The sequence below is a fragment of the Streptomyces coeruleofuscus genome, assembly GCF_039532725.1.
GTDB classification, from domain to species: domain Bacteria; phylum Actinomycetota; class Actinomycetes; order Streptomycetales; family Streptomycetaceae; genus Streptomyces; species Streptomyces coeruleofuscus.
On the sequence record NZ_BAAASE010000003.1, the window covers coordinates 144,842 to 157,832 of the forward strand.

3 protein-coding genes are annotated in these 12,991 nt (G+C 73.9%); 2 read left to right on the plus strand and 1 reads right to left on the minus strand.

Annotation, left to right across the window (positions count from 1 at the left end):
• The first annotated feature begins 55 nt into the window (after window positions 1–55).
• Together ABFX81_RS11985 and ABFX81_RS11990 are read left to right on the plus strand one after the other, a co-directional pair.
• Window positions 56–1,495, plus strand: a complete 1,440-nt coding sequence (locus ABFX81_RS11985) for an MFS transporter (protein ID WP_086846732.1) — start codon at window positions 56–58, stop codon at window positions 1,493–1,495.
• On the plus strand, window positions 1,455–12,161 hold the full coding sequence (locus tag ABFX81_RS11990) for a non-ribosomal peptide synthetase/type I polyketide synthase (RefSeq protein WP_346138031.1): 10,707 nt from the start codon (window positions 1,455–1,457) through the stop codon (window positions 12,159–12,161). Before ABFX81_RS11985 ends, ABFX81_RS11990 begins: the two co-directional genes overlap by 41 nt.
• 13 nt (window positions 12,162–12,174) lie before the next feature.
• Here ABFX81_RS11990 and ABFX81_RS11995 read toward each other — a convergent pair whose 3' ends face one another.
• Window positions 12,175–12,957, minus strand: coding sequence for a hypothetical protein (locus ABFX81_RS11995; RefSeq protein WP_086842851.1), 783 nt, complete (start codon window positions 12,955–12,957; stop codon window positions 12,175–12,177).
• Window positions 12,958–12,991 lie beyond the last annotated feature (34 nt).

Here is a 12,991-nt window from a genome sequence, read left to right on the forward strand (position 1 = left end):
CTGCGGTGAAAAGCACCGAGCGGCCGACCCTGGCCCATCCAGGTTGAGGAGTCCGGTGACGGGGGTGGAGTGGCGGTTTCGTGCCGTGGTGGTCGCGCATGCCGTGTCGGCGTACGGGACCTATCTGAATCTCATCGCGCTGAGCCTGTTCTCGTACGAGGTCACGGGCACCGCCCTGGGCGTGGGCGTCGTGATGGCCGTACGGCTGCTGTCCGGTGTCACGGCGGGCCTCGCCGCCGGGGCGCTGACCGCCAGGTTCACGCGCCGGACCGTCATGGTGGTCACGGACCTCGCCCAGACCCTCGCCATGGTCCTGCTCGCGCTCTGGGCGTCGGACACGCCGCTGTGGGTGCTGCTCGGGGCGGTGGTCGTGCTGGGCGCGGGCAACACCTTCTTCAACGTCGCCCTGCGCAGCGCGGTGCCCGTCATGGTCGGGCAGGACGACCGCGCCCGGGCGAACGGCGTGCTGGTCACGGCCCGTTCCGTCGCCACGGTGCTGGGCTTCGCGTCGGCCGCGCCGGTCATCGCCCTCGGCGGTTTCGGTGTCGCCTTCGCCGTGAACGCCGCGAGCTTCGCGGTGTCGGCCGCGGCCGTACTGGTGCTCCGGCCGCGCACGGACGGCGAACCGTGTGACGAGTCCGGGGAGGAGCGGGCCGACGCCGGGTCCTCCCCGGCGAGTGGCAAGCGGCCGCGGCTGCGTGTGGCGGGCCTCGCCGGAGCGCTGCTCGGCATGATCGCGCTGCGGGGGCTCGACGCGCTGGCGTCCGCTTCGCACAACGTCGCGCTGCCGCTGGCGGCGCACGCGGCCGAGCCGTCCGATCCGGCGGTGTTCATGACCCGGTTCTGGTCGGCGTGGGCCGTGGGCACCCTGCTCGCCCACCAGGTCCTCAAACGCCGGTCGCACGGGGCGTCCTGGGGCGAGCGCGCGTTCGCGGTGGGCACCTGCGCGATGTCGTTCTGTTTCGTGGCGGCGTTCACCGGGCTGCCCGCCCCGGCCCTGATGGCGGCGGCGGTGGCGGCGGGGTTCGCGGACGGCTGGACCGAGATCGTCTACACCTCGCGCCTCCAGGCGGCCCCCGACCGGCAGCGCGGCCGCCTGTTCGGCCTGTCCGCCACCGCCGAGCAGTCCGGATTCGCCCTCGGCACGATGGCCGCGGCTGCCGCCCTGGAGGCGCTGCCCGCACTGGCCGTCGTGGGCGCCTTCCATGGGGCGGCGGTGTGCGGGGCGCTGGCGCTGCTGCTGTTCACGGGGGATCGGCGCGGGACGGGCGGGCCGGGCCAGGCCGGCGGCGACTCGCACTCCTACTCGCACGCCGACGACGGCCGCCCGCCCAACGGCGAGAGCCGCCCGTCCGCCGGGGAGGACCACCCATCCGTCGGCGAGAACCACACGTCCACAGGCGAGGACCACTCACATCACCCGCCGTCCGGCGAAGAAAAGGGAGAGCACGCGCATGGAACGTCCACGGGGGCAAGCCAGTTGCCGGGGTCCTGAGCTCGAACGCACGGAGGGTGATCCGGTCGACGCCGTGCGGGCGTTGCTGGGCGCCGCCCGGTCCGCTCCCGGCGGAGCCGTCGTCACCGTCGCCGCCGACGGCACGACGAGCTCACGGTCGTATCCCGAACTGCTGGACGCGGCACGCCGTATGCTCACCGGCCTGCGGGCGCACGGGCTGCGGCGCGGCGACACGGTGGTGCTGTGCGGGCTGCCGCTGGCCGAGTTCTTCCCCGCCTTCTGGGCGTGTGTCCTCGGCGGTGCCCTACCCGTGGCCATCGCCGAGCACCCCGCGCCGGGCTCCCCGGCCTTCGAACGCTTACGGCAGGCCTGCGCGTTGCTCGGCCGGCCGCTGGTCCTGACCGACGCCCCCGGCGCGGCGGCCCTCGCCCACGCCACGCCCGCACCGCGCGTCGCCCTCGCCGCCGCCTGCCTGGACGCACCGCCCGCGGACGGCCACGACGACCTCGTCGAGCCGGACCCCTCCGACACGGCCCTGCTGATACTCTCCTCCGGCAGCACCGGCGTCCCGAAGGCCGCCCGGCTGACGCACGCCGGGCTCGCGGACTTCGCGGCGAGCAGCAGGCGGATCCTCGACGTCCGCCCGGACGACACGATGGTGAACTGGCTGCCCGTCGACCACAGCGGCGCCTTCCTGCTCTACCACCTGCTCGCGGTCTTCACCGGCTGCACCAACGTCCACGCGCCCACCGAGCGGGTGCTCGCCGATCCGCTGCGCTGGCTGGACCTCCTCCACGAGCACCGGGCGCAGCACGGCTGGGCACCGACGTTCGCCTACCGGCTGGTCGCGGACGCGCTCGCCGAGCGGGCCGACCGCCCCTGGGATCTGAGCGGTCTCAAGTCGCTGGTGTGCGGGGGCGAGCGGGTCGTGCTGCCGGTGCTGCGCCGCTTCCTCGACGCGACGGCCCCGTACGGGGTGCGCGAGGAGCACATCGCCCCGGTGTGGGGCATGGCCGAGACGGTCACGGCCGTCACCTACGGCCGGCTGGACCGGCCGGGCACCGTGCACCGCCTGCTCAAGAACAGCCTCGGCGGCGATCTGGTCCGGGCCGGTGAGGACACCCCGGACGCCGAGTGCGTCACCTTCGTCGCCTGCGGCTCACCCGCGCACGGCGTCACCCTGCGCGTCGTCGACGACCGCGGCGACCTCGCCCCTCCGGGCCGCATCGGCAGGCTCCAGGTCCACTCGGCCGCGCGGCTCACCCCCGGCTACGTGAACGACCCCGAGGCGGACGCCGCCGCCTACCCCGCCGGACGCGACTGGCTCGACACCGGCGACCTGGCGTTCCTCGACGGCGACCAGGTCGTCGTCACGGGCCGCCGCAAGGACGTGATCATCCTCAACGGCCACAACGTCTACTGCCACGAGGTGGAGGAGACCGCCACCGCCGTCGACGGCGTCCGGCAGGGCGAGGTCGCCGCCTGCGGCATCCCGCACCCGGAGCGGGGCACGGAGGACCTCGCCGTGTTCTTCGTCAGCCGCGGCACCGCCGAGGACCCGCGGATCGCCGCCGAGGTGAAGGCGGCGCTGTTCACCCGCCTCAGGCTCACCGCCGCGTACGTCCTGCCCGTCCCGGCGGGCGAGTTCCCGCGGACGCCGGCGGGCAAGGTGCGCCGCGCGGAACTCCAGAGCCGCCTGGTCGCCGGTGGCTTCGACGCCGCTCCGGCTCCGGCACCGTCCGCCCGGGCGGACGCGGACGCCGTGACCCGGGCCGTCCGGGAGGAACTGAGCGCCGTACTGGGCCGCCCGGCCGACGTGGACGTGCCGTTCTACGAACTCGGCTTGACGTCCGTGCTGCTGGTGCGCCTGGGGAACCGGCTGGCGGAACGCCTCGGGGTGCCGGTCGCCCAGACCGCGTTCTTCGAGCACCCGACGGCCACGGCACTCGCGGCCCACCTCGCGAGCGGACCGGCGGCCGGGACGGCGACCCGGACCGGGGCCGGGACGGTGACCGACGAGGGCACCTCTGCCACGGACTCCCCCGAGCGCCGCGTCGCCGTCATCGGGCTGTCGCTGCGCTTCCCCGGGGCGAACTCCGTCGAGGAGTTCTGGGCCAATCTGCGGGGCGGCGTGGACAGCGTCCGGGTCTTCGATGAGAGGGAGCTCGCGGCGGCTGGCCTGTCGCCGGAGCAGCGCCGCGCGCCCGGCCTCGTGCCGGCCGCCGGGATCCTCGACGGCGTCGAGGAGTTCGACGCGGACTTCTTCGGCATGAGCCCCAAGGAGGCCGGGCTGACGCATCCCGCGCACCGGCTGTTCCTGGAGTGCTGCCACCAGGCCCTGGAGGACGGCGGCCACGCGGCGACCGCGCCCGGCGTCCGGGTGGGGGTGTTCGCCGGGTCGGGCATGAACCTCTACGACCACCAGCAGCAGCCCGTGACCGGCTCACCGTACGATCCGTCGGACCCGGCCGCCGGCATGCAGTCGGCCATCGGCCAGGAGCCGGACTTCCTCGCCACCCGCGTCGCCTACCGGCTCGGCCTCACCGGCCCGGCGATCGGTGTGCAGACGGCCTGTTCCACCTCCCTGGTCGCGGTGCACCTCGCGGTCCAGGCGCTGCTCACCGGGGAGACGGACCTGGCGCTGGCGGGCGCGGCGGCCGTGCACCTGCCCCAGGAGACCGGCTATCACAGCCACCCCGGGTCGATCCTGTCCCCCACCGGACGCTGCCGCGCCTTCGACGCGGAGGCCGACGGCACCGTCGGCGGCAACGGCGTGGCCGCCGTCCTGCTCAAGCGTCTCGACCGGGCGCTGGCCGACGGCGACACCGTGCACGCGGTGGTCCTGGGCTCCGCGGTCAACAACGACGGCGCAGCCAAGGTCGGCTTCAGCGCGCCCGGTGTCGAGGGACAGGCCGAGGTCGTACGTCAGGCCCTGCGCAGGGCGGAGGTGCCCGCGGCGACGATCTCGTACGTGGAGGCGCACGGCACGGGAACGCGACTCGGGGATCCGGTGGAGCTGACGGCGTTGCGGCGGGCGCTGGCCGAGGACACGGGGGGACCCGCCCGCTCCGGCCCCTGCGTGGTCGGCTCGGTGAAGCCGAACATCGGGCATCTCGACAGCTGCGCCGGAATGGCCGGGCTCATCAAGACGGTCCTCATGCTGCGCGACCGCACCCTGGTGCCGACCCCGCACCTCACCCGCCCGAACCCCGAACTCCCCTTGCTCGACGCCACCTTGACACTCGCCACGGAACTGCGGCCGTGGCAGGTGCCCGACGGCGTGCCCCGCCGGGCCGGGGTCAGCGCGCTCGGCGTCGGTGGCACCAACGCCCATGTGGTGCTGGAGGAGGCCCCGCCCGCACGCCCTCGTCCCGCCCCCGAACTGCCCGTCCTCGTCCCCGTGTCGGCCCGCGACCCCGAGGCCCTGGAGGAGCTCACGGCCGCGCTGCGCGAGCTGCTGTCGGCCCGGCCGGGCCTCCCGGCCGCCGACGTGGCCGCCACCCTGGCCCTCGGCAGACCGCACCGCCCGGCACGCACCGCCGTGGCCGGCCGCACGGCGGGCGAACTCGCCCACGCGCTGGGAGAACAGCGCCACCTCACGCCCTCCCCTCTCGGCCCGGTCGCCTTCGCGTTCGCGGGACAGGGCAGTGCCCGGCGCGGCATGGCGAACGGCCTGTACGCCGCGCACGCGGCCGCGCGGGCCACGCTCGACCGGTGCGAGGAGGTCTACGCCGGGGAGTTCGGCGGCAGCCTGCTCGCGCGGCTGCTGACCGCCCACGCCCCCACCCCCGCCGATCGCCCCGCGGACGACGAGATCTGGCCCACCGAAACCGCGCAAGCCGCCCTCTTCGCCCATCAGGCGGCATGGGCGGACGCCTGGCGGGCGGCCGGGATACGCCCCGCGCTCCTGCTCGGGCACAGCGTCGGCGAGTACGCCGCCCTGTACGCGGCCGGCGCCCTGACGCTGGAGGACGGGCTGCGGCTCACCGCCTGGCGCGGGCGGCTGATGCAGACCCGCTGCCCGGCCGGGGGCATGCTCGCCGTCCGGGCCGGCCAGGCCACCGCTCGGCGCATCGCCCTGGCCGCCGGTGCTGAGCTCGCCGCGGTCAACGGCCCGCACGCCCAGGTGCTCTCGGGCCCGCCGCAGGCCCTGAAGGAGGCGGCGGTGCTGCTCGACCGGGAGGGCCTGCGGTGGCGTGAGCTGCCGGTCGACCGGGCGTTCCACTCCGCCGGGATCGACAGCGCCCTGGACGAGTTCAGGACCCGTGCGCGCGGCGTGACGTACCGCCCGTCGCACACCCCGCTGGTGACCACGGCCGACGGTGAGCTGCGCCGGGCGGGGTGGACCGTCGACGTGGAGTACCTCTGCCGTCAGGCCCGGCAGCCGGTCCGCTTCGACCTCGCCATGGACAGGGCCGTCGAGCAGGGCTGCCGGGACTTCGTGGAGATCGGCGCCGGGCGGACCCTCACCGGCCTCGGCCGGCACTGCGTACCCGACAGCCGCTGGCTGAGCGGGCAGGGTGAAGGGGACGGGGCGGCCGAGCAGGCACACGGATTCCTGACGGCGCTCGGCTCGCTGTACGGCAGGGGCGCGGACCTGGACTGGCAGGCACTGACCGGGGACGGGGGCCGGGTGCCGCTGCCGGGGCATCCGCTGCGGCGGCGTGCGGTGCCGTTCCGGGCGGAGGTGCCGGCGCCGGCTCCTGAGCAGCCCGGGCCGGACGGCCAAGTCCTGCTCGTCATCAGGGAACTGGCGGCCGGCAAACTCGGCCGCCCCGCCGCCGACGTCACACCGGACAGCTCGTTCTTCGAACTGGGCGCCGACTCGCTCTCCCTGATGGGGATGACGACGGAGCTGGAACAGCGGTACGGCGTCCGCGTCCCGGTCCGGGAGGTGTTCGATTCGGCCGACACACCGCGGAGGCTGGCGGAGCGGGTCGCGCAACTGCGGGGGGACGCGCCGGTGGGCCGGGAACCGGTGGTCCAGGAATCAGTGGTCCGGGAACCGGTAAGCCAGAAACCGGTGGTCCGGGAACCGGTCGTCGAGCAGCCGGCGGCGCCCGCTGCTCCGGCGGAGTCACCGGAAGGGCTGCACGCCTTGTTCGGTCAGCAGCTACGACTGGCCGAGCAACTCGTCGAGCAGGTGGGCGAGATGATCTCCCGCCAACTGGACGTGCTCGCGGCATCCGGCCCCCCGACGACACCGTCCGCCCAGACCCCCGCACCCATCGTCCCCAAGCCCGCGCCCATCCCCACCCCCAGCCCGTCCCCCTCACCCCCTGGGACCTTCGACTTCAGCCTCTACTTCTTCGGCGACTACCCCCAGGACACCGACCACGACAAATACGGCCTGATCATGGCCGCCGCGGACTTCGCCGACCAGCACGGCTTCCACGCCCTGTGGTTCCCCGAGCGGCACTTCAACTCCTTCGGCGCGCTCTTCCCCAACCCCTCCGTACTGGCCGCGGCCCTCGCCGCCCGGACCAGCCGGGTCCGGCTGCACGCCGGTTCCGTGGTGCTGCCGCTGCACCATCCGGCCCGGGTCGCGGAGGAGTGGTCGGTGGTCGACAACATCTCCGGCGGCCGGACGGGCCTGTGCTTCGCGAGCGGCTGGCACGCCACCGACTTCGCGCTCGCGCCGCAGCACTTCGGCCGGCACCGGGAGGTGATGTACGAGCACCTGGCGACCGTACGGGACCTCTGGTCGGGGCAGCCGGTGAAGACGACGGCGGGTGACGGCACCTCCGTGGAGATCCGCCTGCACCCCCGCCCGGTACAGGAACGGCCGCCGATGTACGTGGCCGTCGTCGGGAACCCGGACAGCTACCGCCGGGCGGCCGCCGAGGACCTCGGCGTGGTCACCAACCTGATGACCCAGACGGTGGAGCAGCTGGCCGAGAACATCGCGCTGTACCGGCGCTGTCGTGCCGAGCACGGTCTCGACCCGGCGGCCGGGCGGGTCGTGGTGCTCGTGCACACCTACCTGGAGGACGACGCGGAGCGGGCGCGGGCCGAGGCCTACCGGCCCTTCCTGTCGTATCTGCGCTCCTCCCTGTCCCTCTTCGACCAGGTCACGAACAGTCTCGGCTTCCAGGTGGACCTGGAGAACACCCCCGAGGAGGACGTGGAGTTCCTCCTCGGCCGCGCCTACGAGCGCTACTGCGACTCCCGCGCGCTGATCGGCGACGAGCACACGGCGGCGGAGACCGTACGGCGTCTGCGGGAGGCCGGAGCGGACGAGATCGCCTGCTTCGTGGACTTCGGCGTACCGAAGGAGAAGGTGCTGGCGGCGCTGCCGGTACTGGACCGGCTCCGCCGGACGACGCCCGGCACGAAGCCTCCGGCGCCCTCAGCGCCCAGCCGGGCACCGCTCACCTCCGCCCAGCGCCGTATCTGGTTCCTGGAGCAACTGCACCCGGGCACGGCCATGTACCACGAGCCCAAGGCGATCCGGCTGGAGGGCCCGCTGGACGTCCCGGCCCTGCGCTGGGCGCTGGACCGGGTGACGGACCGGCACCCGGCGCTGCGCACGGTGTTCGGCGACAGGGACGGGATCCCCTATCAGGAGATACGCGACCGTGTGCCGCTCGACTGCCCGGTGGAGGACCACTCGGGTTCGACCGAGGAGGAGGCCCTGCGGTCGGCACTCGCGGACGACCAGGGACTCGATCTCGTCACGGGCCCTCTGGTCGCGGCCCGCCTGCTCCGCCTGTCCCCGGACCGCCACCTGCTCTTCCTCCTGGCCCACCACATCGTCTTCGACTCCTCCTCCACGGCTGTGCTGGCCCGCGACCTGGCCGCGTACTACCGCGCCCGGCGGGGCGGCGGCGCGGGCTCGGAGCCGCCGCCCCTGCCCGAACTGCCGGCGGCACCCGAGGCAGACCCCGCGTCCTTGGACTTCTGGCGGCAGCACCTCGGCGACGCACCGGAGCTGACCCTGCCCACCGACCGCCCCCGCCCGCCGGTCAGGACGGGAGCGGGCGCGAGCCTCACGCACGCCCTCGACGAGGAACTGACGGACGGGCTGCGGAAGTTCGCCGCCGGGCACCGCGCCACCCTCTTCATGACGCTGACCAGCGCGATCGGCGCGGTCCTGGGCCGTTTCAGCGGGCAACGGGACGTGGTGATCGGCACCGCCGTAGCCGCCCGCCCCGCGGGCGCGGAAGACCACGTGGGCCTGTTCCTCGACACCGTGCCGCTGCGCCTGGACCTGACCGGCGACCCGGACTTCCCGACGCTGCTGCACCGGGTCCGGGAGAGCAGCACGTCGGCGTACGAACACCGCGGCGTGCCCTTCGACGAACTGGTCGGCGCGCTCAACCCGCGTCGCGACCCGGGCCGCAATCCGCTGTTCCAGGTGATGGTGGAGTACGAGAACGAGGGCGAGGCCCCCTTCGACCCACCCCGCCTGACGGCCACCCTGCTCGACGTGCCGAGCGCCCGCGCCCCGTTCGACCTCAGCGTCTACCTCACCCATCACGCGGGCGGCATCCGCTTCATGGTCGAGTACGACACGGCCCTCTTCGACGAGGCCACGGTGCGCCGCTTCGTGGACTACGTCGAACAGGTCCTGCGCCGCGCCCTGGACACACCGGGCGCGCCATTGGCGGACCTCACCGCGCTCACGGCCGCGGACCGCGCGGCCCTGTCCCCCGTGGAGCGCCCCGGCGAAGTTGGCCTCGCCGAAGGGGCCCTGGCCACCCTGCACGGCCTGTTCGAGCAGCAAGCCCACCGCACCCCGGACGCCGTAGCGCTGATCAGCGGGGAACAACGCCTCTCCTACGAGGAGTTGGACGCGGCGGCCAACCGCCTCGCCCGGCAGCTCCGCACCAGGGGCGCGGCACGCGGAGAACGGGTCGCCGTACTCCTGCCACGGGGCCCGCACCTGATCACGGCCCTGCTGGCGGTGCTCAAGAGCGGGGCGGCATACCTCCCCCTCGACCCGTCCCTGCCCACCCCGCGTCTGTCGCTGCTGCTCGCCGACGGCACACCCGTACTCCTTGTCACCTCCGGCACCGCGCTCGCCGGGCACCCGGGCCTCGCGCCGGAGCCGACCGTCCTGCGTATGGAGCAGGCGGACGACACACTGCCGTCCACACCCCTGCCGGACGGGTCGGGCCCGGAGGACCCGGCGTACTGCATCCACACCTCGGGCTCTACCGGCCGCCCGAAGGGCGTCGTCGTACCCCACCGCGGCCCGGCGAACCTGGTCCACGGCCACCTGCGCCGCCACCCCGCGCTCCGCACCCTCCAATGGACGTCACCGGCGTTCGACGTCAGCGTGCAGGAGATCTTCACGACGCTGGCCTCGGGAGCCGCGCTCGTCCTCGTCGACGACGCCGTACGGCACGACCCCGCGGCGCTGGCGCAGGCGGTACGCCACCACCGGGTGCAGCGCCTGTTCATGCCCTGTACGCCCCTGAAGTACCTGATGGAGACGGCCCCCGAGCTCCCCTCCCTGCGCGAGCTGTTCTCGGCGGGCGAGGCACTCCAGCTCACCCCCGCCTTCCGCCGCTTCCTCGCGAAGCACCCCGACTGCGCTCTCCACAACCAGTACGGCCCCACGGAGACGTCGGTCATCGTCACCTCGCACCGCGTCGACCCGGCCGGCGAGGAGTGGCCCCCGATCGGCAGCCCGGTGCCGGGAGCGCGCGTCCTGGTGCTGGACGGCTCGGGCCGGCAGGTCCCGGTCGGTGCCGTCGGCGAGATCCACGTCAGCGGGATACCGGTGGCGCACGGCTACCACAACCGTCCCGCCGAGACCGCCGCCGCGTTCCTCGACGACGGCGAGGGCGGGGTGCTGTACCGCACGGGCGACCTGGGCCGCATGCGCGAGGACGGCACGCTGGAGTACCGGGGCCGGGCGGACGACCAGGTCAAGATCCGCGGCTTCCGCGTCGAACCGGGCGAGGTCCAGTCGGCGTTGACGGCACTGCCCGGGGTCCGGGACGCGGCGGTCCTGCCACGCCGGGACCGTCACGGTGACATGGAGCTGGCCGCGTACGTGGTGCCCACCGAACCGACGGCGTCCTGGCATTCCTTGCGCACCGCACTGGCCGCCGAACTCCCGGACCACCTGGTGCCCCGCCGCTGGGTGACCCTCGACCGCCTCCCGGTGAACGCCTCCGGCAAGCTGGACCGCTCGGCCCTGCCGGATCCGGGGGACGAGTCCGCCGAGCCGTCGCAGGCCGGTCCGGCGACGGCGCTGGAGAAGACGCTGCACGATCTGTGGGGCGAGGAGCTGGCTACACGGCCGATCCCGGTCACCACCTCGTTCTTCGAACTCGGCGGCCACTCCCTGAGCGCGATCCGGCTGCTGAACCGCATGCGGGAGGAGGCGGACGTCGATCTCACGATGGCCGACTTCTTCCTGGACCCGACGATCCGCGGCATCGCGGGCACCGCGACACGCAACCGTGTCGTGGACACCGCGCCGATGCCCTCGACCCTGCGCCGCCTGTGGCGCCGCCACCACGCGCTCCCCGACCCGAGCGTCTACAACATCGCCCACCGCATGGACCTGCGCGGCGCCCTCGACCCCGGGGTCCTGCACCAGGCCCTCACGGAACTGGTGGCACGCCACCACGCGCTGCGCGGCAGGCCGGTCCGCCGGGCGGACGGACGGTACGAGGTCGACATCCTGGCCGAAGTACCCGTGCCGCTGCCGATCACCGACCTCCGTGCCGGGAACACGGAAGAGGCCGTGGACCGCTGGTGCCGCGAGCAGGTCTCCACCCCGTTCACGCTGGACCAGCCCCCGCTCTTCCGCTTCCGCCTGGCCCGTCTCGCCGAGGACCACTGGGTCCTGGTGACGGTCTTCCACCACGCGGTGTGTGACGGCTGGTCCCTGAGCATCATCAGGCGCGACCTTCAGGAGCTGTACAACGCGCGACGATCCGGTACGGACCCCCAACTGCCGCTGGAACTCGCCCAGTTCACGGACTTCGCCCGATCGGAACACGCACTGCCGGATCAGCGCAGAACAGCCCTGGAACACTTCTGGCGCACGGAACTCGACACCGTCCCGCTACGCCCGCCCCTCCCCTACGACCACCCGCACCCGGGCAGGCTCTCCGGCCGGGGCGCCCTGCACACCTGGACCATCACCGACGACACACCGGCCCGCCTGACCGGCACGGCGACCCGCCTGGGCACCACGGCCTACACGGTCCTCGCGGCCACGTTCGCCACGTGGCTGGGCGAGCTCTGCGGCGGACAGGACGACATCGTCCTGGCGGCGTCCAGCGCCAACCGCGTCCAGCGCGACCGCTCCGAGATCGTCGGCATCCTGGGCGACGCCGTACTGCTACGGGCCCGGCTGTCCGACGCGGAAACGTTCCCCGATCTGGTGTCCCAGCTGAGCGCCACCCTGTTCACGGCCCTCGACCACCAGGAACTCCCCCTGACGGACGTGGTGTCCTTCGTCTCGCCCGGGCTGAAGGACTCCCTGTTCCCCACGGTCCTGTTCACCGTGATCACCACAGAGCCCCCGGTCCTGAACCTCCAGGAGGTCACCACCGCCATCCGCGCCCTCCCCGCCCAGGGCGTGGCCCGCAACGAGCTCTACGTCGTGATCGCACCCGAGGCCGACTCGATCACGGTCACGTTCGAGTACTCGACGGACCTGTTCACCCACCAGACGGTCGAGGCGTGGGCCGGGTCCTTCACCGAGGCGCTGAGGTCCGCGGTGGACTCGGGCGGCTGACGGAAACCGCTCGTCACAGCGCGTCCACCGCACTCACCTTCCACCCGTCGTCCGTGCGGTCCATCGTCATCCGCACCCGGTTCTGGTCCACGCGGGCACCCGAGACCTGGGTGCTCTCGGTGACCTGGTTCACGAAGAGCAGGACCACGACCTTCTCGGGGGAGGCCGAGACGACGGAGGCGGCAGGGGTGCCGCCGGAGCCGGGGGCGGCGACCGTGGCCTTCACCACGCCGTGGTACTTCTCGGCCGTGGGGGCGACCACGGTCTTCGTGGTCTTGCCGTACTCGTCGCGGAAGTCGCCGGTCAGGTGGGCGCGGGCCGTCGAGAAGTCCTTGTCCAGGCGGCGGTAGTCGTACGACAGGACGACCGGGGCCGCCTTTCGCGCGGCCGCGAGCGCCTCGGTCCGGGCCGTCTCCGTCAGGCGGCCGTCGCGGTACTGCCACCCGAGGGCGGCGAGCGCGACCAGGCCGGCGACGAGCAGGACGGCCAGGAGCAAGGTGAGCGGCCTCCGACGGCCGCCGGGGCCGGGCTCGCTCGGCTCCTGTGGCGCGTCCTCCTCGAACGACTCCGGCGACGGCTCCGGCGGGTCGTCCCAGCCGTCCTTCGGGGCCTCGACGAGGACGGTGCGTCCGGCGCGTGGCCGCTCGGCCCGGCGCGGGGACTCCTCGTCGCCGGCCGTCGCCGCGCCCGCTTCACGGTGGCCGCGCTCCGCGCGCTTCGCCGCCGCGCGGGCGGCCGCCGTCATGGTGCGGCGGGTGCCGGGGCCGGGGGCGCGGCCGGTGGTCGTCTTCGGCATGGTGGTACTCCTCGTCGGTGCTTGTCGGTCGGCG